Raw genomic sequence first — 24,705 nt, 5'->3', positions numbered from 1 at the left:
CTGGTGCTCCTGGGTGTGAAGAAAGAGACTGGCTGCATCTGCGTATCCGTCGCCGAGGTGCTCTCATGTGGTGTCTCGCCCCACCTTACTGACAGTTCGCGGGCGTGTCCCTTCAGAGGCCGCCGGGCCTGGATTATTTATACTGTCAATGTAACATAGCGCTAGAATTGGTGCTTGGAATGACTTAATCTGGTGGGTGATGCTGGGCATCCGTCGGCCCACACCTCCGCACACGACGAAAGACCTATACGCCCATGAACAAAGTTGTTGAACTGAGCGAGGCCATACAGCTGCACGTGCACGACGGTGACACGATCGCGCTTGAGGGATTCTCCCACCTCATTCCCTTCGCGGCGGGCCACGAGATCATCCGCCAGGGAATCACAGGTCTCACCTTCTGCCGGATGACTCCCGACCTCATCTGCGACATGATGCTGGCAGCCGGATGCATCGACAGACTCGTCTGCTCCTTCTTCGCCTCCGGATCCGCCGGCAGCCTGTACGAGGTGCGGCGCCGTCTCGAACACCACGACCCCAAGCCGCTTGAGGTCGAGGAGTACAGCCACCACGCCATGGTCCTGCGCTACCACGCGGGTGCCGCACGCTTGCCATTCATGCCGATCCGCTCCTTCGCCGGATCGGACATCCCGGATATCAACCCCCAGATCAAGCTCGTCGACGACCCCTACACCGGAGGCACCACCTACGTCGTCCCACCCCTCAACCCCGACGTGACGATCGTGCACGCCCATCGTGCAGACCGCCTCGGGAACGTCCAGATGTGGGGCATCACCGGCACCCAGCAGGAGGCTGTCTACGCATCCGAGAGGGCAATCGTCGTCGTCGAGGAGATCGTCGATCCGGAGGTCATCCGATCGGACCCCAACCGCACTCTCATCCCTGCCCACGCCGTCGACGCGATCTGCGTCGTACCGCAGGGTGCCCATCCCTCGTACGTGCAGGGCTCCTATGACCGTGACTGTGCGTTCTACCGCGAATGGACCCCGATCTCCAAGGATCCGCATCGTCTGCAGGAGTGGCTCGATACGCATATCCGCGGGACTGAGAACCACGAGGAGTACCTCGACTCGATCGGCCGGGAGCGCATGGCCCGCCTGGCAGTCGGGCCGCGCCCCTCACGCGCCGTCGATTATGGCCGCCGCCTGACTCACCGGGAGGAATCATGAGTGCTGCCGACTACACCCAGACTGAACTCATCGTGTGCGCGGCAGCGAAGATGCTCGCCGCCAAGCACACGGTCTTCGCCGGCATCGGCCTGCCGACCCTTGCGGTGGACCTGGCCAAGCAGACCGTGAATCCCGATGTGGAACTCGTCTACGAATCCGGTGTTGCCGGAGCCCATCCGGAAGCGATGGCCGAGGGCATCGCCGATTCCGTCGTCGTATCTGGGGCTGAGGCCGTTGTATCGATGCAGGCGCTCTTCGGCTATGTCCTGCAGGGCGGCAAAATCGACGTCGGCTTCCTCGGAGCCGCTCAGATCGATCGCTACGGCTCCCTCAATACGACCGTGATCGGCGATTGGCGCAAGCCGCAGGTGCGCCTCCCCGGTTCCGGTGGGGCGACCGACATCATGGCGAACTCGAAGGAAGTGTTCGTCATCATCCGCCGGCACGATCTCGCAGCCTTTCCGGAAACGGTCGACTTCGTCACCTCGCCGTCACCGTACCGGGCCCGCCAGTCCGGGAAAGGAATCCAGCCCCAGGGGCACGGCGTCAGTGCGGTGATCACACCCCTGGGCGTGATGCGCAGACCGGAGCGATACGGCGAACTCGAGCTGACCCACCTGCATCCTGGTGTCGAGCTCGACGACGTGCTGGCGAACACCGGCTGGGATCTGGCGGTCTCAAATGATCTGCAGGTCACCAGCGAACCCACTGCACATGAGGTGCATCTGCTGCGCGACGTGATCGATACGGTCCGTCTCTATCTGCGCTGAGCTCAGCTCAGAATCACACAGCCCACAACCACGCGAGAGTTGAAGGATTGAAGTTGAACGACAAGCAAGAGCGTGTGGACACGGCCCTGCGACGCAGCGGGAACGGTCCGCTCAACGGCATCATCGTAGCGGACTTCTCCCGCGTGCTCGCCGGCCCCTACGCGACGATGATGCTGGCCGATCTGGGCGCGACCGTCATCAAGGTCGAAAGCCCCGGCGGTGACGATACCCGCCTCTGGCGGCCGCCCCAGCGCGACGGCGAAGCAACCTACTATCTGTCGATCAACCGCAACAAGTTCGACATCGTGCTGGACTTCACCGACGAGGACGACCTGGCCGTCGCCGCGGAACTCGCCCGCCTGGCCGATGTTGTCGTTGAGAACTTCAAGCCCGGTGGCCTGCGCCGCTTCGGCCTCGACTACGACACCGTCGTGAAGACCAACCCGGCCGTCATCTACTCGTCGGTCACCGGTTTCGGTGCCGGCAACCCGCAGCCGGGCTACGATCTGCTCATCCAGGGGCTCAGCGGTTTCATGAGCCTCACCGGCGATGCTGAGGGGTCGCCCTACCGCGCAGGCGTCGCCATCTTCGACGTCATGACCGGCCTGCACACGACCATCGGCATCCTCGCGGCGCTGCAACACCGAATGGCCAGCGGCGAGGGGCAGCAGGTGGAGACCAACCTTCTGTCATCGGCGATGTCCGGGCTCGTCAACCAGGCGTCGGCATTCATCGCCGGGGGTGTCGTCCCGCATCGGATGGGAAACGAACACCCGAGTCTCTACCCATATCAGCCGATGCCCACCGGTGACGGCGAGCTCATCATCGCCTGCGGCAACGACCGCCAGTTCGCGATGCTCGCAGCCGGAGTCGGACGCGCAGAATGGCTCGAAGATGAACGCTTCAACACCGCAGTGCCGCGCAACGCACACCGGCGAGAACTCGAACCGCTGCTCATCGAGGCGCTCTCGCACAAGTCGGCCCAGGAATGGTACGAACTGCTGACCGCCAGCGGCCTGCCGTGCGCCCCGATCAACACGGTCCAGGAGGGCGTCGAACTCGCCCAGAAGATGGGCCTCGAACCCGTCGTCGAGGTGACCACCGGCGACCGCACGATTCCCACCGTGCGCAACCCCATCCGGATGTCGGCAACGCCGGTCACCTACGACTACGCGCCACCGGCGCTCGGCCAGGACTCCGACGCCGTGCGCGCGTGGCTGGCTCAGCTGACGGAGCGGTCAGCTGAGCGCCCCGCGTCTCAGGGCCCCGGTGCCGAGGCGTAAAGCACCGGCCTTCCTTGTGCCTTCACCATGACCGAATCTCAGCTTCGTGAGCCGGGGCGGCTGGCCTATCTGGGTCTGCTGGCCGCCTCGGCGGCGGGCACGCTCTCGAGCAACATCATGAACGCGCCCCTGCACATCATCAAAGAGGACTTCGGCGCGACCGAAAGCCAGGCCGTGCTCGCGGTGAGTGCCTTCACGATCGCCATGGTGATCTTCGTGCCCTTCATGGGCTGGCTGTGTGATCGGTTCGGTCCGGTGCGGATCGTGATCCTGGGATTGAGCATCATGGTGCTCGCTCAGCTGGCCGCTGGTCTGGCCGCCAACCTCGAAACGATCGTCGCGCTGCGCGGCGTCCAGGGCATGGCCTGCGCCGTGATGCCGCCTGGCGTGCAGCGCGGGCTCGCGGTGCTGTGGCCCTCGAAGGGAGCCGCCGCCATGGCCGCGTGGGCCTCCGCGATCGCTGTCGGGCAAGCGCTCGGCCCGCCCGTGGGCGGACTCATCACCGAGGCGTGGGGCTGGCGTTCAGTCTTCTTCGTCCAGTCCGCGGTGTGCCTGGTGATCGTGTGCCTCGTTGCGCTCACCGTGCCGCGGGTATCCGGTCGCGAGGCGCCGATCCACGGCGTCGGCATGGCGATCCTCATGCTGACAATGGGTGCGTGTGTGCTCGCCGTGACGCTCATCGGCCAGCGCGCCGATCCCGTGACCGAGGCGATCGTCGCGATCATCGCGTCGGTGGGCTTGGGAATCTACCTGTTCCTGGCCACGCGCCACCCGGAGCGCCTGCTCGAACCGCGCTCACTGTGGGAGAAGCGCTTCATACGCGGCACCGCCAACGCCGGTACGGCAATGTTCATCATGGGCGTGTGCCTCGTGGCGCTGCCCCTGTACCTCGGAGATCTGCAGCTGAGTGCCGGGCCGGTGGGCCTCATCATGTTCACGATGGCACTGTCGATGGTCCTCTCCGGTCAGTCGGTGGGACGGCTGACCAAACGGTACTCTCCGCGGATCGTCGTCGAGGTGGGCCTCCTGCTGCTGATCCTCGCACCACTGGGCCTGGGTATGTGGACCGCCGCCGAGCATGCGAGTCTGTCCGTGCTCGTGACGGTGCTGGTGATCCTGCTCGTCGTCATCGGTGCGGGTATCAACGCTGGACAGTCCGTGGCCGCCTTTGGAATCTCACGGTCCTCGGCGGCCCGCAACTCCATGGCCTTCGGCATCCACAACACGATCCGGTTCATGGGATTGGCGACAGGCTATGCGTGGGCTGCGCTCATCGTCCCTCTGGGCCTGCCGCTGCTGCTCTACGGCGGTGCGGCGGCAGTGGCTCTTGTCGCGCTGGTGATCGTCATCATCGGAGGTCCTGTTGAGCCGCGCGAAGCCGATGCATGACTGTCCGGTCCGCGGGTCCAGAACACCGCACAGCTTCTTGCCAGTCGTACTCAGATGCGACATGATGGAGGTCACACATGACGTTTAACGATAGTTCGATAACCACACGTCGAGTGCTCCCCACTCCAAGGAGAACCATGCCGGAAGCCGTCATCGTCGACGCAGTTCGCACAGCAGTAGGCAAGCGCAAAGGTGCGCTGCGTGAGATCCACCCCGTGTCACTCGGCGGACACGTCCTCAAAGCCCTCGCCGAGCGCACCAGCCTCGACCCCGCCGTCGTCGATGACGTCATCTTCGGGTGTGTCGTCCAGGCCGGGGAGCAGTCCTCGAATGTCGCCCGCTGGTCAGCCCTGGCTGCCGGCTGGCCCGAGACCACCCCGGGAACAACCGTCGACCGCGCCTGCGGATCCTCCCAGCAGGCGATCACCTTCGCCGTTGCGTCGGTGATGGCCGGGCACTACGACATTGCGGTAGCCGGTGGCGTTGAGAGCATGACTCGCGTCCCCATGGGCAGCAACCGCAGAAACGGCCCAGGCAAGGCGTTCGGTCCTGATATCTTCGCCCGCTACGGGCAAGAGGAGTTCAGCCAAGGCCTGGGCGCGGAGATCCTCGCTGAGCGCTGGGGCTTCAGCCGCACTGAGCTGGATCAGCTGGCGCTCGACTCCCACGCCCGCGCCCACGCCGCAGCGGAGCGCGGCGACTTCGCGGATCACATCGCGCCGATCACCGGGCTGACGAAGGAGGGCGCGGAATTCACCTTCGACACGGACGAGGGAATCCGCACCGGCGGCACTCTCGAATCCCTCGGCGGTCTCACCACAGTGTTCAAAGAGGACGGCGGCGTCATCACAGCCGGCAACTCCTCCCAGATCTCCGACGGAGCCGCCGCACTCCTCATCATGACCCCGGACAAGGCGCGGGAACTCGGCTGCACACCCATCGCCCGCATTCACACGGCGGCACTCGCAGGCGCCGACCCGGTCACGATGCTCACCGCGCCCATCCCGGCCACCGAGAAGGCCCTCGCCAAGTCGGGACTCAGTGCCGATGAGATCGGAATCTACGAAGTCAACGAGGCATTCGCCTCGGTCCCGGCCGCCTGGATGCGTGAAATCGGAGTCGAGTGGGACAGAGTGAACCCCAACGGCGGGGCGATCGCGCTCGGGCACCCGCTCGGCGCCTCGGGAGCGCGAATCATGACCGACCTCGTCCACAACATGCGCCGCACCGGCACCCGCTACGGCCTGCAGACCATGTGCGAAGCCGGCGGCCAGGCCAATGCCACCATCCTCGAACTGATCGACTGAACCCTCCGCCCAGCCCCGAGCCGGCACCGCAGCCGATCCGGGCCTGTCCCAAGGAGCGCAACAATGACGTGTGTTTCCCGTTCCGCCAAACTGTCCAAACGACTCGCAGCCCTGCTCATCGCCGGATCCCTGACCCTCACCGGTTGCGGGATGATCACGAGCGGCGGCACATACTCGCTGGAATCACCTGCCGGCCACTACGAAAACGGCATGCCCACGGCCACCGTGTGGACCGGCTACCCGGTCGGGACCTCGAACTATGCAGAGCAGGCAGCGGTCGCCGAGGTGCTCATCAAGGACTATGAGACACAGGTGCGCATGATCGGCTCGGATACCGGGCTGGGTCGCGTCACCCCGCTGCGCACCGGTCAGGCCCAGGCAGCGCGCCTGTCCGACGAGGCCTTCTACGCCTTCGAGGCGAAGTACGAATTCGTCGCCGAGGATTGGGGACCGCAGGACCTGCGCACCTTCTGGACCCCACCGACCACGGTAACCGTGGGGGTGGCGGACAACTCCGACATCCATACCCTCCAGGACCTCAAAGGCAAGCGGGTGCCGTGGATGCCGGCCAACCCCTCCACCCAGGAGAAGATCATCGGCATCCTCCACTACGCGGGCCTGAGCGAAGATGACGTCGTCAAGGTGCCCACCAGCTACTCGGAGCAACCGGACCTGTACAAGAACGGCGGCGTGGACATGGTGCTGTTCGGGGCGCAGTCGGCTGCCATCATCGAAGCCTCGAACCAGAAGCCGCTGCGCTGGATCGACTTCGACGGCGACGCTGCAGCCCTCAAGCGGCTTCAGGAGTACGCGCCGTCCGTGCAGATTCGGGAGTTCGAAAGCGCAGTCGGGATGGGGGACGAGCCCGTTCATGGCCCCACCTACTCGATCCAGATGACCACCTATGCCGAATTCAGCGCGGACGAAACCTACGCGATGGTCAAGTCCTTCGACGAGGCATTCCCCAAGTACGAGAAGGCCACCGCAACGACCAAGGACTGGGACATGAGAAGGATCGACTGGATGCCCGTCGTCCTGCCCCACCACGACGGCACCGTGCGCTATCTCAAGGAAAAGGGAATCTGGACTCCGGCTCACGAAGAGCGCAATCAGCAGCTCATCCGGCGCGGCGAGACGCTGCGTCAGGGATGGCAGGAAGTCGTGGAGAACACGCCTGAGGACCGCCTCAAGGAAACGTGGGAGCAGTGGAAGAAGGACAATGCTCCCCACGTTCCCCTGGAGGACGGGCCGTCAGCCTAGCCAGTCACGGATGAACTCGGTGTCCTCACCGAGCGCCGGCGGCTCCTTCCGGTAGGTCGCCGGCGTCTGCGTCATCTGCAGAGAATTCCTCACCGTGGGCAGAGACTGCGGATCAGGGGTCTGCCAAACCGGGTCGATGCCGAGTCTCGGCGCCATCTCCAAGCCCTCGTTGACGCTCTGGACTGGAGCACAGGGCAGCCCTGCGGCGCTCAGGCGGGTGAACCAATCATCCTTCCCGCGCTTGGCAAGAGCCTCTTCGAGAATGGGGCGCAGCGCGTCGCGATTGACGTTGCGGCCCTCCGCAGTGCTGAAGCGCTCGTCCTGCGCCACATGGGGAATCTCGAGCACCTGGCACAGGCGCGCGAACTGCCCGTCATTGGCCCCGACGACGATGAGCTCGCCGTCCGCGGTGGGGAGGGCGTGGTACGGGTAGATCGTGCCGTGTTCCTTGCCCGATCGCGTCAGCCGCACATCCGTGGTCGCCGCCACCTGATACTGGTTGGCCATCGTGAAGATGGCGTTGGCCATGAGATTGTTCTCGATCAGCTGCCCCTCACCGGTGAGTTCGCGGTGGCGCAGGGCAGCAGCGATCCCGAAGGCCGTCACCATGCCTGTGGCGAGGTCGAAGATCGACACCCCGGAACGCACCGGGGAACCGGCAAGCTCGCCGTTCATGTCCATCAGGCCGGCCATGCCCTGCACGAGGACGTCGTACCCGGGCATGTCACGGCCCTTGCCAGAGGTGCCAAAGCCGCTGATGTGTGCGTAGACGATGTCTGCGCGGAGCGCTCTGACGTCCTCGTAACCCAGACCGAACTTCTCGATCGAACCCGGCTTGAAGTTGTGGATGAAGACATCGGATCGGGTGGCCAGCCGCTTGGCCGCTGCGAGGTCATCTGCCTGGCGCAGATCGAGCACGACTGAGTACTTGTTGCGATTCACCGCTTGGTAGTAGCTGGCGGTTCCGCGGGCGGCCGGCGGCTTCCAATGCCGGGTATCGTCACCGGTCGGTCCTTCCACCTTGATGACGGTCGCACCCATGTCAGCCAGCATCATCGTGGCGTACGGGCCGGCGAGAACGCGGGTGAAATCCGCGACGACAATGCCGGACAGGGGCCCTGGGCCGGACTCGGGAAATGCAGAACTCATCTCTTCTCCTCCTTGTTCATGTCCCTGCGCAGCGTGCGTGCGCCTCACAACCAGTCGCGCAGCTCCGTCTTGAGGATCTTGCCGGTGGGCGAGATCGGCAGCTGTTCGACGACGTGCACTTCGCGGATCTTCTGGTAGGGCAGCACACGTTCGGCGACCCAGGCCAGGAACTCATCCTCATCAAGGGTGGCATCCTGCACCGGTTCGATGAAGGCGACCGGGATCTGCCCGGCATCTCCTGCCGGGCGCCCCACAACCGCGATCCGGGCGACCGCAGGATGGGCGGCGGCGATGTCTTCAAGTTCGCGCGGGTAGACGTTGTAGCCCTTGTAGATGAGCATGTCCTTGGCGCGATCGTGAATGCGGATGAATCCGTCGGCGTCCTTCGACGCGATATCCCCGGTGCGCAGCCATCCGTCGATGAACTGCGCGGCGGTCTGCTCCGGGGCGTGTGAGTAGCCGTCGGTGACCTGCGGGCCGCGCACCCACAGTTCGCCCTCGTGGCCGTCGGGCAGCTCAGTGACACCGTCGACGCCGCGGATCTGCACGTGGGTGTCGGGGACCGGCACGCCCACGGAGCCGACGTGCTGCGGTGAGCCGGGCAGCACCGAGGTTGAGGTGATCATACATGTGCCCTCGGTCAGCCCGTAGCCTTCGCCGACAGCCGCGTTGGGCATGACGGCGGCGATCCGGCTGAGGGCGGTCGAGTCGAGGGGCGCGGCTCCGGAGATCGCCAGGCGCATCGAGTCGATCGTAGCGCCGGTTCTGCGGCAGTGTTCGGCCAGGGCGAGGAACAGTGGCGGGTTTCCCGAGGTGTAGGTGGCCTGCCACTTGTCTGCCAGAGAGATGAACGTTTCGGGGTTGAAACGGCCGGCGAGCACGATCGTCACCCCGCCCAGGATGAACATATTGCTCGTCGCGAGGCCCTGGGCGTGGAACAGCGGGGGCACCTGAATGGAGGCATCCGCACCCGGCACGACGAGGGGTTCGGGCAGGCCTTCGATACGGCGCAGCACGAGGCGCTCCCCGCTGGTCTCGGCGGCCGCCTCCTCGGCCGGCTCGGCATGCACGAGGCTGTTGAGGCGCCAGGCAGCCATTTGGGTGACATTGGCGATGACGTTGCGGTGGAGGACCCGCACGCCCTTGGATCTGCCGGTGGTGCCACCCGTGTAGGCGTAGTGCGCCACGGCGTCGCTGTCCTGCAGCACCGGCACGAAATCCGGGGCGGGGCGATCGAGCACTCGTGCCAGGGACACATACGGGCCGGTGCCGCAGAGTTTGCCGGCACGCGCGAGCTGGTCCGCGTTTGCCGGTCCAGACCAGGTGGGGTCGCAGACGAGCACGCTGCGCAGACCGCACTGCTCGACCACCTCGGTGACGGGAGCCAGATGTGCCGGGTGCGTGACGATGGTGTCCGCACCCGCGTCGAGGAGCTGTGCGGCCAGGCCCTGGGCCGGCTGCAGGGGATTGATGAGGGTGACGGCCGCGCCGGTGAAGAGTGCGCCGTAATACGCGGGGAAGAAGTGCATGACATTGGGCAGGTGCAGTGCGACGACGTTGCTGGGGCCCACGCCCTGGTCTGTGAGGAACCGGGCGATGGACTGGGCCCCTGCGAGCATGCCCGTATAGCTCAGGGTGTCGTCCCCATCGGCGACCGCGCTGCGTTGGCCGTAGGTGGCCGCCGCCGAGGTGAGGATCTGGGGAACGGCCACCGCCGGGTAGGTGAGGTGGCGGGGCATGCCCGCGGGGAAGAAGTGCGTCATCTAGCGTCCAGTCCATTGGGGGTCGCGTTTCTCCGCGAATGCGGCCGCCCCTTCCTTCGCGTCGCTGGACTCGAAGACGGGATCTGACAGCACCCGTTGGCGGCTGAACTTGTCGGCGCTCGGCCAGTCAGCCGATTCGGTGATGATCTGCTTGGAGACGCGCACCGCAAGCGGGCCGTTCGCGGCGATCTTCTGCGCCAGCTCCAGTGCCCCATCGAGCGCCTCGCCAGCGCCGGTGATCCGGTTGACGAAGCCGTTGCGCTGGCCGAATTCGGCCGGGTAGATGTCACCGGTGAGCGCCATTTCGACGGCCACCGCGCGGTGGGTGCGCTCCGGCAGAGTCACCAGACCGCCGGCGGCCGCGACGAGTCCGCGTTTGACCTCGGGAATGCCGAATTTGGCCGTCTCTGCGGCGACGACGAGGTCGCAGGCGAGCATCGTTTCGAAACCGCCGGCCAGGGCGTATCCTTCGACCGCCGCGATGATGGGCTTGCTCGGCGGCGCCTCAGTGAGGGCAAGGAAGCCGCGGCCCGGGATCGATGGGCGCTCGCCGCGCAGGAACGCTTTGAGGTCCATGCCGGAGCAGAAGGTCTCGCCAGCACCGGTGAGCACCGCGACGAAGAGTTCGTCATCGGCCTCGAACTCGTCGAGAATGCGCGCCATGTCCAGCGCCATCTGGGCCGTCGCCGCATTTCTGGCGGCCGGGCGGTTGAGGGTGATGACGAGCACATTGCCGGCAGTCTCGGTGAGGACCACGGGTTCGGTGTTCGCCTCAGGCGTTGTAGTCGTGTCGGTCACGGGATTCCTCCTTAGCGGGGAGCCATGCGGATGGCGCCGTCCATGCGGATGGTTTCGCCGTTGAGCATGGCATTCTCGATGATGGCACTGGCCAGCTGCGCGTACTCCTCCGGGCGGCCCAGACGCGAGGGGTGCGGCACCATGGCAGCGAGGGAATCGCGCACCTCCTGCGAGGCGCGGCCCAGCAGCGGGGTGTCGATCGTGCCGGGAGCAATGGTCATGACGCGGATCTTCTTCGAGGCCAGGTCCCGGGCGGCACAGATCGTCAGGCCGACGATCCCAGCCTTCGATGCGGCATAGGCGGCCTGCCCGATCTGCCCTTCGTAGGCCGCGACCGAGGCGGTGAAGATGATGACGCCGCGCTCGCCGTCGACCTCGTCGTTGGTGGCCATGCGGGCCGCTGCCTGGCTGGCCACGATCATGGTGCCAATCAGATTGACGTCGACGACTTTGCGGAAGTGGCTGATGTCGCCGGGGGAGCCGTCTTTCTGCACAAGCCGCATGGGCCCGCCGATCCCGGCACAGTGCACGACCGCGCGCAGGTCGCCGAGCTCGCTGGCGGCGTCCATGGCTGCAGCCACCTGGGATTCATCGGTCACATCGGTCTTGACGAAGCGGATGCTGTCGCCGAGTTCGGCTGCGACATCGTCGGCCGGAGGGTTGAGGTCGGCGATGAGCACCGTGGCGCCCTCGGAGACGAGTCGCGTGACGGTCGCGAGCCCCAGGCCGGAGGCTCCGCCGGTGACGAGTGCCGCATGGGATGAGATCTGCATCAGTGTTCTCCTCTTTGAGTGTTCTGCCGCTGTGGCGGTGTGGGGTCGCCGGGTCGCTGGTTCAGGTGCGGCGCTCGGAGAGCCCCAGATCCTTGGCGATGATGGTCTTCATGACTTCCGAGGTGCCGCCGTAGATCCGGCTCACCCGCGCGTCCGCGTACATGCGGGCGATGGGGTATTCGAGGATGTAGCCGTAGCCGCCGTGGATCTGCAGGCACTTGTCGATGACGCGGCCCTGCACCTCGGTGGAGAACAGTTTCGCGCGAGCGGCATCGGCGGGGCTCAGGGTTTTCGCGTCGAGCTCCTCGAGCGCATTGTCGACGAGCGCCTGGGCCGCCGCCACCTCGGCGGAGCATTCGGCTAGCACGAACTTGGTGTTCTGGAAAGTGGTGAGCGGGGTGCCGAAGACCTTGCGGTCATGGGCGTATTCGGAGGCGAAGCGAATGGCCGCCTGGGCCGCGGCGACGGCGTGAATGGCGATCGTCATGCGCTCCTGGGCGAGATTGTGGGAGAGATACTCGAACGCCTTGCCCTCCTCACCCAGCAGATCAGCCACGGGCACCTTGACATCGGTGAATGACAGTTCAGCGGTGTCCTGTGCCTTGAGGCCGATCTTGTCGAGCTGCCGGCCGACCGTGTAGCCCTCGCTTGTGGTGTCGACGACGAGGATGGACAGGCCGCTGCGGCGGTCGTTTTCGTCATACGGGCTCGTGCGCGCCACCACGAGTAGAAGGTCGGCATTCACACCGCCGGTGATGAAGGTCTTGGCGCCGTTGAGGATGTAGTGGTCGCCGTCGCGCACAGCCTTGGTGCGGATGCCGGAGAGGTCGGAGCCGGTCCCAGGCTCGGTCATCGCGATCGCGCTCATGAGGCGTCCCTTGGCCATGCCGGGCAGCCAGCGGCGCTTCTGCTCAGCGTTGGCGTACTGGCAGATATAGGGAATGACAAGGTCCTGGTGGACCCGGAGGGTGCCCAGACCCGTGGCAGCGTAGGCGGTCTCCTCGCTGAAGATCGCGTTGTACTTGAAAGTGCTCTGCCCGCCGCCGCCGTACTCTTCTGGAACCTGCAGGCCGGTGAGCCCCAGGTCGCCCATCATGGCGAAGAACTCTTTGTCGACGTGGCCTTGCTGCTCGAAGGTCTCGTAGCGCGGGGCGAGTTCCTTGGCGATGAAGTCCCGGCACATGGCGCGGAAGGCTTCGTGCTCCTCGGTGAAGATTGTGCGGCGCATGTTTCCTCTTGTGAGTCGGTCGATGGTGAGTGAGCGATGGGTGAGTGTGAGTGCCGTCACAGTATCTTAACGACTGTTCGCTAAAGGTGCATGGCGTCTCACGTTCGTGACCTCCGCCGCGCCCGAGGTGCTGCGCACGAAGACTCGCGCGGCACCTCGGGCGGGGGACAGGACCGCTGACGGGCCCGCTGCGGGCCTAATCGTGTCTGTGACCCTGCTTGTCGCTCGCACCGGCGTGGATGTCGGCGCGATCGTCATCGGGCAGCACGGTGGCATTGTGATTGTCCAGGTCGACCGCGAGGCCACGGGTGGCGGTGGGCCCAATCCCGCTGTCGCTGTCCTCCTCGGCCAGATGAGCGCTGTACTCCGCCTCGGCGGCGAGTTCCCTCTTGATCCTCTTCGCCTCGATGGCCGCAGACTCCTCCGGATCGCCGGCGTTCCAGAACCGGGTGATCACCATGACAGCCACTCCGATCGCCATGCCGATGAAACTCGTGGTGAGCTCGGGCAGCAGGGTCAGGCCACCGGCGACGATGAGCGCCAGGCGCATGACTGTCTTGAGGCGGCGGTTGATGCCGATCATCCATCCCTCGAAGCCGCAGCCGAGGAAGAAGACGCCGATCGCGGCGATGAGCAGCGTGTAGGCGATCTCGAAGCCGGTCGACTCCTGCGCGATGAGTGCGGGGTTGATGACGAACGCGAACGGAATGATGTACTTCACCGCACCCAGACGCATCGCCACAAGCGAGGTCGACATCGGCGGGGTGCCCGCGATATTCGCCGCCGCAAAGGATGCGAGGGCCACCGGCGGGGTGATGTAGGAGACGGTTGCCCAGTAGATGACGAACAGGTGCGCGGCAATCGGATTGATTCCCATGCCCACAAGGGCCGGAGCCATGACGATGGCGAGGAAGACGTACACCGCCGAGACGGTCATGCCCATGCCGAGGACGAACGAGGTGACCGCACCGGCGATGAGGATGAGGACGAGGTTGTCGCCGACGAGGTCGATGAGTTCGCGTGCCAGTGACAGCGACACACCGGTCATCGACAGGCCGCCGACGATCAGGCCGACGCCGGCGATGATGCCCAGGATTTCTGCGATCGTCTTGCCGGAGGCGAAGAGGAAATCGACGAAGGACTTGAAGGTCAGGCGGTTGTCCTTCATGAAGATGGCAATGACGAGCAGGAAGCCCACAATCCAGTACGGCGCCTGGGATTCGTTCTTCTGCACAACGAGCAGCACGATGAGGCCGATGAGGGCCACGAGGTACGGCCAGCCCTGAATGATGACCCGGCCAGCGCGCGGCAGCATGTCCTTGGCGACGCCCTTGAGGCCGGCCTTCGCGGAATAGGCGTCGATCTGGACGAAGATGCCCAGGTAGTACAGAAGTGCCGGGATGGTCGCTGCGAGGGCGATCTCGGCGTACGGCACGCCGACGAAGGACACCATGAGGAAGGCCGCGGTGCCCATGATCGGCGGGGTGATGGTGCCGCCGGTGGCAGCGGTCGCCTCGACGCCGGCTGCGTATCGGCCGGGGAAGCCAGAACGCTTCATCGCGGGAATCGTCATGGAACCGGTGGTGAGTACGTTGGACACGGCGGAACCGGACATCATGCCCATGAACGCCGAGGAGATGATCGACACCTTCGCCGAACCGCCACGGAACCGTCCGAAGGCGGCCTGCGCCAGGTTGTAGAAGAACTTGGCGCCGCCGGTGTGCTGCAGGGCGACGCCGAACAGCAGGAAGCCGACGAGGATCGAGGCGGCCGTCTGGAGCGGCAGGCCGAGGATCGAGTCGACCCCCATCGCGTGAATGCGCGCGGCGTCCTGGATCTGGTAGGGGATGCCCTGCAGGAAGGGCACCGGAATCCCGAGTGCGACGAGCGGGTAGATCGAGAACACCGTGGCGATGATCATCACCACCAGGCCGGCGGTGCGGCGCAGCGCCTCGAGCACGATCGCCCACAGCGCGAAGGAGAACACAAGTGTGATGGCCGGGTAGCTCAGGGACTTGTCCCACCCGAGGTTCGAGATGCGTTCGCCGTTGAAGCCGAAGTACACGCAGACGACGAAGGTGATCGCTGCCAAGGCTGCGTCATAGATCGGCATGCGCCGCCCTCGCAGTGACTTCAGTGCAGGGAAGAGCAAGAAGACGAGCGGCAGGAAGCAGGCGAGGATGTAGTAGAGATAGGAGTTCGTCAACAGAGCGATTCCAAAGGCATTCCAGAAGAATGCCTGGTTCATGGTCAACAGCACTCCGAGCACCGTCAGAGCGACGATGACGCCCTTCCACAGCGGGGTGATTCGTTTGTTCATAGCTATTCCTGTGAGGGTCATTCGGAGCCACCCTTATCGATGGTCCCCGCGGGTCGGATTATGGGAGCGGCTGGACGTGGTCCTTCTTCCACTCACGCCACTGTTCCTTGAGGTCGCCATCGGTATCGGCCTGCTCGAGGAACTCAGGCCACGCTGCGCGCATGCGTTCGCCGTAAGCGATGAGAGCTTCATTGCGCTCTTGGGCTTCCTGGCTCCACTTGCCGTTTTCCTCAAGGAACTTCACGGTGCCGGGGTGGAATGGCACTTGGACAGGCATTGTCACGATGTGCTCGAGGTCCCAGTTCTTCGTGGTAGCGGTCGCATCCGCGAACTGGGGATACTCGTCCTGGAAGGCTTTGGCCGTGTAATACGCAATTGAATCGGAGGTCTCAGCGTATGTCACGATCGGCAGGGGGTAGACGAACCCGTTGTCCGATTCGCCATCCGCCTGACCCGGAGCCCCTTCGAACGGGCCGACCTCCACCGCCGGTGAGACGCGCTGGAGCGCCTCAACGCGATCTGTGGCATCGGGATCGAGTTCGAGCCACTGGACCTGCACGGCGCTCTCGAGCTCGAAGAGCGACGAGCCGTAGACCTGCTGATAGAGCACGTCGATCTTGCCGTTCTGCAGGGCTGCAGGCTGCTCGCTGTAGGCGACGTTGACGGGTCTGACGTCGTCCCAGGTGAGTCCGGCATAGGCAAGATAGGCCGAGATCTTGTTGTTGACGGACGGGTTTGCCGTGATCCGCGGAACGCGCTTGCCCTTCAGGTCCATGGGAGTGGTGATCTCAGTATTGGCGCGCGTCATGAGGGCGTGGGGCGCAGTGGGTGTCCACGCCACGCGAACATCCTGCGGGCCCCAGTCCGGATGGCTGAAATCCTCATCGCCATTGAACGAGTACATGTATTCGTCCCCGGTGCGCGACATCACTGCCTGCTTATTGCGCAGGGGGCTGAGGCGCCCGACAGCAGTGTCCGAGGTGAGGATGCGAATCTGTGCCCCGGTGTCGTTGGAGATCGTATTCGCAGCGGCCGCGAGGTCCGCATAGGTCGCCGTTCCGGTGCCGTACGTCGTCCATGCGGTGAAGTCGGGGAAGGCATTGACTTCCTCCCCAAGATCGAGCTTGGCGCAACCGGACAGCAGCAGTGCGCCTGCGAGGATCGACGCTAGCGCCTTTGCGATCTTCTTCATCTGCAGTGGAGTCCTTCTGTGTGGAGGGAATGCTCGAATCGCGCGGGTACGCGACCTTCAACGTGCCCGCTGGAATTGGTGCTGGGCCCGAGAGGCTCATCCGAAATTCTTCTTTGAAACCCTTCGGCGGTGAGGCTCGAACTGTGGCTGTTGCTTAGGAGCAACAGATCTATTGTTACATAGAGCACAACTATGTCAACACATAATGTCAATTTTCCGTATAAATATTGAATGGATGTTCAGGACGTCACCGCGCGGCCCAGCCCGCAGACCGAAACGCCGGCCAGAGCGTGAGCGTCGGCGCATCATGCGCCCGGCTCAAGCTCTGACCGGCGTTGCCAGCCCGTACGGAGCATTCAGTGCAGGACCTCGTCGATGAGCAGCACCCGCCCCCATCTGATCAGAACAGCGCCCCGCCCGAATCTTCGTCATCCTCAGCGGAGACGATGACGGCAGGGGAATCGTCGTCGTCACGTGACTGGGCGATCTCCTCCTTGCGGCGTGCGAGCTCTTCAGGGCTCAGCCCACCGGAGGCGGTCTCCTCACTGCCGTCCGCCTCGGGAGCGGCCGGACCGGCCTCCGCACCATAGGCGTGCGGGACGGTGCCGATCGCGTCGACTTTCGACTCCAGCGGCTGGCCTGAGCCATCGCGGCGGCCGAGTTCGGCCGGCAGTTTGCGCGCACCGCCACCGGTGGCAGCACCCTGTGGTTCGGGCCCGGCGAAGGCGGTGACGAGCTCGGTCTCACCCTTGAGGAAGCGATGCGCACGCACGCCGGCAGTCGCGCGTCCCTTGGTGGGGAACTCAGCGAGATCGGTGACCTTGACGCTCAGCGCGGTCTCGCCGTAGAAGTTCTCACCCGTCGCGATCGTGACGACGCGGTTCTCCGCCGCGGGATCGATGAGGCTGAAGGCGATGACCGAGGCGTCGGCGGCGACCTTCATGCCGGTCACGCCGCTGGCGTTCCAGCCCTGGGCGCGCAGCAGACCGGTGCCGAAGGTCAGCAGCTGGGCGTTCGAGGTGATGAGCACCGCGCGGGCGGCGTCGATGTCGGGCAGCTGGCCGGCGCCGATCACCGTGTCACCGGACTTGAGGTTGATAACGTCCCAGGAGTCCTTGCCCTTGGCAGGCTCGGCACCGGCGACGCGTTTGATGACGCCGCGGGCGGTGGCGAGGACGAAGTCCTTAGTGATGTCGATGAGCCCGAGCACCTTCTCACCGGAGTCGAGGGTGACGAACTCGCCGACCTTCACACCTCCGGCCAGGCCCGGGCGGGTGGCCTGCGGCGGCAGAGCCGGTAGGGCGACAACGTCGACGGTCAGCAGGCGGCCCTTCGAGGTGATCGCGCCGATGATCCCCCGAGTGGTCGAGGCGACCTGCGAGACGAGCGCATCATGGGCCAGACGCTTGCCGCCGGTCGGCAGAGCCGAACGGTCGGCGGTGCGGGCGATCCGGCCCGAGGTCGAGAGCAGCACCCACGTCGGCGAGTCGGCGACCTGCAGCTCGGGTGAGCCCTTCTTGCGGCCGCGGGCGGTGATCTGCTTGTGCGAGCCTTCAACGAGGACGGTGCGGCGCGGGGAGTCGATCTGGTCGGCGACTTCGCCGAGCTCCTCAGAGACGACCTGGCGCAGCTTCGCCTCGTCATCGAGGATCGACTGCAGGTAGTCGATGCGCTTCTTCAGCTCATCCTGCTCGGCTTCGAGTTCGAGCCGGGAGAACTTCGTCAGGCGCCGCAGCTGCAGGTCGAGGATGTAGGTCGCCTGCACCTCGGAGAGATCGAAGACGCTCATCAGACGGGTGCGGGCGATCTGCGCATCATCTGAGGACCGGATGAGCTCGATGACCTCGTCGATGTCGAGGATCGCGGTCAGCAGGCCCTCGACGAGGTGGAGGCGGTCCTTGGCCTTGCCGAGCTGGAAGACCGTGCGCCGGCGGGTGACGTCGATGCGGTGGTCGACGTAGACCTCCAGCAGTGCCTTGAGGCCGAGCGTGCGCGGCTGCCCGTCGACCAGGCAGACGTTGTTGATGCCGAAGGAGTCCTCCAGCGGGGTAAGCCGGTAGAGCTCTTCGAGCACCGCCTCGGGGTTGAAGCCGTTCTTGATGCCGATGACGAGCCGCAGGCCGTGCTTGCGGTCGGAGAAGTCGTCGATCGAGGCGATGCCGGCCAGCTTCTTGTTCCCGACGACGTCCTTGACCTTCTCGATGACCTTCTCCGGGCCGACAAGGTAGGGCAGCTCGGTGACGATGATGCCCTTGCGGCGGGCGGTGATGTTCTCGATCTTGACCGTTGCCCGAGTGCGGAAGGATCCGCGGCCGGTCTCGTAGGCCTCGCGCACACCGGACAGCCCGATGATCCGGCCGCCGGAGGGCAGGTCCGGGCCGGGGACGTACTTCATGAGCTCCGAGAGCTCCGCCTCGGGGTTGTCGATGAGGTGCTGGGCGGCGGCGATGACCTCGCCGGGGTTGTGCGGTGCCATGTTCGTGGCCATGCCCACGGCGATTCCCGAGGCGCCGTTGACAAGCAGGTTCGGAAACGCACTCGGCAGGACTTCGGGCTGGGTGGTCGAGGAGTCGTAGTTGGGCACGAAGTCGACGACGTCCTCGTCGAGGCCGGCGATCATCGTCAGTGCGGCGTCGGTCAGGCGGGCCTCGGTGTAGCGGGGTGCGGCCGGACCGTCGTCTAGGGAGCCGAAGTTGCCGTGGCCGTCGACGAGCGGGGTGCGCATGACGAAGTCCTGGCTCAGCCGCACGAGTGCGTCGTAGATGGCGACGTCGGAGTGCGGGTGCAGCTTGCCCATGACGTCGCCGACGATGCGGGAGCTCTTGACGTGCGGGCGGTCAGGGCGCAGGCTCATCTCGCCCATCTGGTAGATGATGCGCCGCTGGACGGGCTTGAGGCCGTCGCGGGCATCGGGCAGCGCCCGGGAGTAGATCACCGAGTAGGCGTATTCGAGGAACGAGGTCTCCATCTCCTCGGAGACGTCGATATCGACGACCTGGCCTGCAACCGGCTCTGTCATGGAACTCCTTCGACGGGCGAAACGACAGGTCTATGCTACCGGCAAACCGGCGCGAAGCCCGGGATTTCGCCGGGTGCGGAGGTTCTCACCCCATGCTCATGCGGCGGCGCAGGGAGTCCATCCGGTCCGCCTGGGCGGCGAGTTCGACTTTGACGGAGAGCAGGTAGGCATCGCCTTCGGTCACCGAGATCGGCCGCAGCTCGATCTCACGCACAGCCGGGAACTCCTCGACGAGTGCTGAGAGCCTGAGGATGACGTCCTCGGCCGGTGCCATGTTCATCACCGGCAGGCCCTTGTAGCCGAACAGCCGTGGTGAGGACTTCAGCGAGCGGACCATCTCCTTGGCATCGACATCGGTCAGCGGCGCGACGCGATGGGCGACGTCATCGAGCAGCTCGGTCGTATCCCCAGCCAGGGAGAAGGACACCATCGGCCCGAGCAGCGGATCCTCACCGGCGGAGATGACACACGCCGTGCCGGGCGGGGCCATCGGCTGGACGTCGATGCCGTGGTCCTCATCGTCCTCGAGAAGCTGATCGATGATCTCGGCGATGCCCTGCCAGTCCTCGGCGAGCTCCTCTGGGGTGTCGATGTTCAGCCGCACCCCGCCGAGTTCCATGCGGTGGCGCAGCCGCTTGTGCACGGCCTTGAGCGCCACGGGGAAGCCGAGCTGCTCGGCCGCCTTGATGCCCTCCTCAACGGAGTGCGAGGTGATGTAGGGCAGGCATTCGATGCCGTAGTGGGCGAGCAGCTGCCGGGAGTCGTCCCGGCTGAGGATGACCCGTTCACCGGCGTCAACACCTTCGAGGTTGCGTTCGATGATCCTGCGCGCAGCCCGCACATCGAGGTCGTCGAACTCGGGGTAGACGCCGTGGTCGGCCTTCTTCCACATCGCGTAGTCCGTCGCCCGGGCCAGCGCCCACACGGCATCCTCCGGGCCCACATAGCTGGGCACGGTGTGCGCCGAGGTGGTGCCCTCACCGTCGTCGATGCGGGCGGTGAGCTCGTCCTGCACACCGGTGATGCCGAGGAAGCAGGCGACCGTCGTCTTGCCCGAGGCCGCGGCCGTCTCCGCCAGCACGGTGGCGATCTCCCGCTCATCAGCACCGGCCGAGGGGGTGAAGGTGACGACGACGGTGTCGATCGAGCTGTCGGCGTACATGTCCTCCAACTGTCGGCCGAACTCCTCGACGCTGACCTCCGGGTGCATCGACACAGCAGGCGAATCCACCCGCAGCCCCTCGGAGCGGGCCCGCTGGATGATGAGCGTCGAGAGTGCCGCGGAGTTGCCGATGACCCCGACCCGCCGGCCCCGAGGCGCCGGCTGGGTGGCGAAGACCTGGGCTGCGTCGAAGAGCTGGTGGATCGTATCGGCGCGGATCACCCCGGCCTGGCCGAGCACCTGGTCGAGGGCCTTGCCCGACAGGCTCGACAGACGTACCTGATGGCCCGGCGGCAGCTCGCGGCCGGTGAGGTCGGATTTGATGACGATGACCGGTTTGACGCGGGAGACCCGGCGGGCGATGCGAGAGAACTTGCGCGGATTGCCGATCGACTCCAGGTACAGGCCGACCGCCCGGGTGGCCGGGTCCTCCTCCCAGTACTGCAGCATGTCATTGCCCGACAGGTCTGCCCGGTTGCCGGCGGAGACGAACGTCGAGATCCCCAGCCCGCGGGTCTTCGCCGCAGCCAGCAGCGCGGTGCCGAGCGCCCCGGACTGGCTGAACAGGCCCAAGGTTCCCGCGCCGGGAAGGAACGGTGCCAGCGAGGCGTTGAGCGAGACCTCGGGCGAGGTGTTGGCCACCCCGAAGGAGTTCGGGCCGACGACGCGCATCCCGTGGGAGCGGGCGGTGGTGACCATCTCGCGCTGCAGCTCCAGGCCGTGCTCGCCGGTCTCCGCGAAACCAGAGGAGATGACGACACAGGCCTTGACACCGTGGGCGGCGCAGTCGCGGACCACCTGGGCGCACGATTCGGCAGGCACCGCGATGATCGCCAGGTCAGCCGGATCGTCGAGCTCATCGAGCGAGCGCACCGCCGGCACACCGGCGACCGCATCGGCTTCGGGGTGGACGACGGAGAGCGTGCCGGTGAAGTCGGCGCCGACGAGGTTGCGCAGCAGCAGGTTGCCCGTCGAGTTGTAAGTGCGGCTGGCGCCGATGACGACGACCGAGGCCGGGTGCAGGATCTGGCGCACCGAGATCGCCTCAGCGCGGTGCTCGCGGGCCTCCTGGACCTGCATCGACTTCTCGGTCGGGTCGATGTCGAAGCGCACGGCGACGACCCCGTCGTCGAACTCGCGGGACACCTCGTAGCCGGCGGCGGCGAAGACCTGCAGCATCTGCCGGTTCTGGGGCAGCACCTCGGCGGTGAAGACGCTGATCCCGCACTCCCGTGCGGCAGCGGCGAGGTGCTCTAGGAAGATCGAGCCGATGCCGCGGCCGTGGTGGGCGTCAGCGATGTTGAACGCGACCTCCGCCGAGGTGTCGTCGAGCCGGTCGTAGCGGGCGGTGCCGATGATCTCCTCGCCGATCGTCATGACGAAGGCGACCCGGTCGTGATAGTCGACGTTGACGAACCGGTCGAGGTCCTTGGCCGGAATCACCGGCAGCGGAGCGAAGAAGCGCAGGTAGATGGACTCCGGGGACTGCTTGGCGTGCATCTCCTGCACGCCGGCGGCGTCCTCGGGCACGATCGGGCGCAGATGGGCAGTGGCTCCATCGCGCAGGACGACATCGGCTTCCCAATACGCTGGATATGCTCCCATGACGCCAGCATAGTGACTCGGCTGCACCCGGCGGTAGTGCCGGTGGGGTGCAGGCCGGGCTGTGGGGCACAATGGGGGCATGCCCACGATCCCGCAATCACTTGCCCACGACCTGCAGTCAGCCGGGTACTATCCGCAGCTGGCCGCTGAGATGCTGAGCGAATCGCTGTTCGGTGAGCCGGTCGTCTCACACCTGGTGCACATGGAGACCCACGTCGACCTCGACGCGATCCACCGCCACCTCACCGCCTTCGTCCTCACCCCGACCCGGCTGCTGCTCACCCACGTCGACGACGAACCGCAGGCCGTGCTCGGCACCATGCCCCGCGGGCTCACCACCACCGAGGACATCGCGCTCGACCGCGTGCGCACCGCGCTCATCTCCCGCACCTACGACAATCCCGCCGACTTCACACCCGGTGAGCGGCCCGTCGAGGTCGCCCTCACCCTGGGCTGGGGATCGATGCGCCGGATCGACACGGTGCCTGAGACCTGCGGGGACCCCGACTGCGACGGCGACCACGGCTACTCCGGAACCACCTATCCGGAGGACGTCACCCTGCGGGTCTCCGCCCAGGCCGAGGGCCAGGCCGCTGTCGACCAGGCTGTCGACTTCGCCCTCAACCTGCGCCGCCAGGTCTTCGAGGCCCGCCGCAGCGCAGGCCTGCCCGGCGGGCTGTGAGCATGCAGACGAGCCAGGCACCTGACTACCGCAACTCCCCGCTGCTCTCCGATGTCATCCCGGCTGCCGCGATCAGCCTCGGGGCCCGGGAGATCCTCGACGACGGAGCTGCTGAGCGGGCGCTGAAGCTCGGCTTCGATGCCGAACCGCGGGTCATGGTCGTTGCGCTCATCGACGGGCTCGGCGCCGAACTGCTGCGCGCCCGTGCCGCGCACGCCCCGTTCCTGCGCGGGCTGCTGCCGGACATGCTCGCGATGAGCGCAGGGTTCCCGTCGACGACGGCGAACTCGCTGTCCTCCCTGGGCACCGGGATGCTGCCCGGCGCCCACGGGGTGGTCGGCTACCAGCTGCTCGACCCCGAACGCGAGATCGTGTTCAACCAGCTGACCTGGGACCCCGACGTCGACCCCGAGGTGTGGGTCCCCGACGCAACAATGTTCGAACGCCTCGCCAGCACCGGGGTCGACGTCGTCAGCCTCGGCGAGCCGAAGTTCGCCGGCCGCGGACTCAACCAGGCGTCCCTGCGCGGTGGCCGGTTCCGCGGCTCGCACACGATGCGCGAGCGCGTCGCCCACGCCGTCGAAGAGGCCCGCCGGCCGGGCCGCCGGCTCATCTACTTCTACTGGGGCAACCTCGACAAGACCGGCCACGTCCACGGACTCGGCTCCTGGAACTGGCTCGAAGAGCTCGAAGAGGTCGACGGACACCTCGCCCGGCTCGCCAACGGCCTGCCGCAAGACGCCCAGCTGGCCATCACCGCCGATCACGGCATGGTCGACGTGCCCCATGAGGGCCGCCTCGACCTCGCCGAACACCCGCACCTGCGCGATGGGCTGCGCGGCGTGGGCGGTGAGCCGCGCGCCGTGCACCTGTATGTGCGGCCCGGCGCACTCGAGACCGCCCAGTCCGCGTTCGCCGAGGCGCTTTCCGAACGGGCGCTCGTCATGACCCGCGAGCAGGCGATCGCCCGCGGCTTCTTCGGACCCGTCAGGCCGGAGAACCTCAAGCGGATCGGCGATGTCATCGTCGTCTGCGATGCCGGCACCGGCATCGTCGACTCCGAGCGTGACACCCCCTCATCGCTAGCGCTCATCGGCCATCACGGCGGGATCACCAGCCAGGAACTCGCAATCCCGCTCTTACGCACCTGAGCCGGCCACCGCCTCGGGCGCGGGGAGTGACAGGCGGTCAGCTTTCGTCGAGGGCCAGCACCTCACGGCGGTGCTTCCTGCGCCTGGGGGTCACACGGTAGACGACGAGGCGGTACATGAGGTAGCGGAAGATGTTTCCCAAGCCGACGCCGACGACATTGGCGGAGATGTTGTCGGCCAGCGCCGAGCGGAAGCCGAGCAGGTAGTGCGAGACCCACAGGCAGGCCATCGCGATGAGCAGGCCGATGGCGTTGACGACGAAGAACCACACCGCCTCACGCGTCGCTGAGCGGTTCTTGCCGTCCCTGAACGTCCAATAGCGCGAACCGAGCCAGGCGACGAGGGTGGCGAGGGTAACCGAGATGATCTTCGCCCACATCGGGCCGATCCCCAGAGCCTCGGGGCGCAGCAGGTTGAAGACGAGGAAGTCGACGCCGAAGGCGACGAGGCCGACGACGGAGAACTTCGCTACGCGCTTCGCCTCCTTGCGCATCTCCATGACCGCGCACCTGTCTGTCGTCGGGATCCGTGGTTCCTGCCGCTTCCGAGATTACCGGACGCGCATGCCCGGCGGCTGGAGACCCTCCGGCTGCACATGGTGTGGTGACGGGTACAGTGGTGCTGTGACTTTTCCCAAAGTAGGAGTGATCGGCGGAGGCCAGCTGGC

18 protein-coding genes are annotated in these 24,705 nt (G+C 66.0%); 8 read left to right on the top strand and 10 right to left on the bottom strand.

Going from position 1 to position 24,705, the window contains the following annotated elements; genetic code table 11:
- The first annotated feature begins 254 nt into the window (after nucleotides 1-254).
- The 6 genes from H9634_RS12630 (at nucleotide 255) to H9634_RS12605 (ending at nucleotide 7,196) form a co-directional block, all read left to right on the top strand.
- Nucleotides 255-1,187 carry a CoA transferase subunit A gene (locus tag H9634_RS12630; protein WP_191727081.1) on the top strand — a complete coding sequence of 311 codons (933 nt, stop codon included), beginning with the start codon at nucleotides 255-257 and terminating at the stop codon, nucleotides 1,185-1,187.
- A 50-nt stretch (nucleotides 1,188-1,237) separates the two neighbouring features.
- Nucleotides 1,238-1,957, top strand: a complete 720-nt coding sequence (locus tag H9634_RS12625; protein ID WP_259796690.1) for a CoA-transferase subunit beta — start codon at nucleotides 1,238-1,240, stop codon at nucleotides 1,955-1,957.
- A 53-nt stretch (nucleotides 1,958-2,010) separates the two neighbouring features.
- Nucleotides 2,011-3,240, top strand: a complete 1,230-nt coding sequence (locus H9634_RS12620) for a CaiB/BaiF CoA transferase family protein (protein WP_225210931.1) — start codon at nucleotides 2,011-2,013, stop codon at nucleotides 3,238-3,240.
- Between the two features lie 27 nt (nucleotides 3,241-3,267).
- Nucleotides 3,268-4,629, top strand: coding sequence for an MFS transporter (locus H9634_RS12615; protein WP_191727078.1), 1,362 nt, complete (start codon nucleotides 3,268-3,270; stop codon nucleotides 4,627-4,629).
- Between the two features lie 137 nt (nucleotides 4,630-4,766).
- Nucleotides 4,767-5,936: a thiolase family protein gene (locus H9634_RS12610; protein ID WP_191727077.1), complete on the top strand. Its 1,170-nt coding sequence runs from the start codon at nucleotides 4,767-4,769 to the stop codon at nucleotides 5,934-5,936.
- Between the two features lie 63 nt (nucleotides 5,937-5,999).
- The gene (locus H9634_RS12605; protein WP_191727075.1) at nucleotides 6,000-7,196 is read left to right on the top strand and encodes a TAXI family TRAP transporter solute-binding subunit; all 1,197 of its coding nucleotides are present in this window, start codon (nucleotides 6,000-6,002) and stop codon (nucleotides 7,194-7,196) included.
- On the opposite strand, the gene H9634_RS12600 is transcribed toward H9634_RS12605, so the two are convergent.
- From H9634_RS12600 to H9634_RS12560, 9 genes are all read right to left on the bottom strand, one after another.
- Complete coding sequence (locus tag H9634_RS12600) at nucleotides 7,188-8,345, bottom strand: CaiB/BaiF CoA transferase family protein (protein ID WP_191727074.1); 1,158 nt, start codon at nucleotides 8,343-8,345, stop codon at nucleotides 7,188-7,190. The two genes, H9634_RS12605 and H9634_RS12600, sit on opposite strands and share 9 nt — an antisense overlap.
- A gap of 44 nt (nucleotides 8,346-8,389) precedes the next feature.
- On the bottom strand, nucleotides 8,390-10,108 hold the full coding sequence (locus H9634_RS12595; RefSeq protein WP_225210930.1) for a class I adenylate-forming enzyme family protein: 1,719 nt from the start codon (nucleotides 10,106-10,108) through the stop codon (nucleotides 8,390-8,392).
- Nucleotides 10,109-10,906: a crotonase/enoyl-CoA hydratase family protein gene (locus H9634_RS12590; RefSeq protein ID WP_259796713.1), complete on the bottom strand. Its 798-nt coding sequence runs from the start codon at nucleotides 10,904-10,906 to the stop codon at nucleotides 10,109-10,111.
- Nucleotides 10,907-10,917: 11 nt separating this feature from the next.
- Entirely contained in the window at nucleotides 10,918-11,679 is a 762-nt protein-coding gene (locus H9634_RS12585) for an SDR family NAD(P)-dependent oxidoreductase (protein ID WP_191727072.1), read from the bottom strand.
- Nucleotides 11,680-11,740: 61 nt separating this feature from the next.
- Nucleotides 11,741-12,907 carry an acyl-CoA dehydrogenase family protein gene (locus H9634_RS12580; RefSeq protein ID WP_191727070.1) on the bottom strand — a complete coding sequence of 389 codons (1,167 nt, stop codon included), beginning with the start codon at nucleotides 12,905-12,907 and terminating at the stop codon, nucleotides 11,741-11,743.
- 196 nt (nucleotides 12,908-13,103) lie between these two features.
- Nucleotides 13,104-15,227, bottom strand: a complete 2,124-nt coding sequence (locus H9634_RS12575) for a TRAP transporter permease (protein WP_191727069.1) — start codon at nucleotides 15,225-15,227, stop codon at nucleotides 13,104-13,106.
- A 58-nt stretch (nucleotides 15,228-15,285) separates the two neighbouring features.
- Nucleotides 15,286-16,419, bottom strand: a complete 1,134-nt coding sequence (locus H9634_RS12570) for a TAXI family TRAP transporter solute-binding subunit (protein WP_191727067.1) — start codon at nucleotides 16,417-16,419, stop codon at nucleotides 15,286-15,288.
- Between the two features lie 400 nt (nucleotides 16,420-16,819).
- Nucleotides 16,820-19,438: a DNA gyrase/topoisomerase IV subunit A gene (locus H9634_RS12565; RefSeq protein WP_191727065.1), complete on the bottom strand. Its 2,619-nt coding sequence runs from the start codon at nucleotides 19,436-19,438 to the stop codon at nucleotides 16,820-16,822.
- An 85-nt stretch (nucleotides 19,439-19,523) separates the two neighbouring features.
- On the bottom strand, nucleotides 19,524-22,205 hold the full coding sequence (locus H9634_RS12560) for a bifunctional acetate--CoA ligase family protein/GNAT family N-acetyltransferase (protein ID WP_191727064.1): 2,682 nt from the start codon (nucleotides 22,203-22,205) through the stop codon (nucleotides 19,524-19,526).
- 79 nt (nucleotides 22,206-22,284) lie between these two features.
- Here H9634_RS12560 and H9634_RS12555 point away from each other — a divergent pair, with 79 nt between their 5' ends.
- Both H9634_RS12555 and H9634_RS12550 read left to right on the top strand, forming a co-directional pair.
- A complete protein-coding gene (locus tag H9634_RS12555) occupies nucleotides 22,285-22,887 on the top strand; it encodes a DUF5998 family protein (RefSeq protein WP_191727062.1) in 603 nt (200 codons plus the stop codon).
- A 2-nt stretch (nucleotides 22,888-22,889) separates the two neighbouring features.
- Nucleotides 22,890-24,038, top strand: coding sequence for an alkaline phosphatase family protein (locus H9634_RS12550; RefSeq protein WP_191727060.1), 1,149 nt, complete (start codon nucleotides 22,890-22,892; stop codon nucleotides 24,036-24,038).
- Nucleotides 24,039-24,075: 37 nt separating this feature from the next.
- Here H9634_RS12550 and H9634_RS12545 read toward each other — a convergent pair whose 3' ends face one another.
- Nucleotides 24,076-24,537, bottom strand: a complete 462-nt coding sequence (locus tag H9634_RS12545; RefSeq protein WP_191727059.1) for a GtrA family protein — start codon at nucleotides 24,535-24,537, stop codon at nucleotides 24,076-24,078.
- Nucleotides 24,538-24,705: the final 168 nt, after the last annotated feature.

Origin of the sequence: Brevibacterium gallinarum (genome assembly GCF_014836885.1) — a bacterium.
GTDB lineage: Bacteria > Actinomycetota > Actinomycetes > Actinomycetales > Brevibacteriaceae > Brevibacterium > Brevibacterium gallinarum.
The sequence above is the reverse complement of the archived record's forward strand: the minus strand, read 5'-3'. Positions and strand labels throughout refer to the sequence as shown.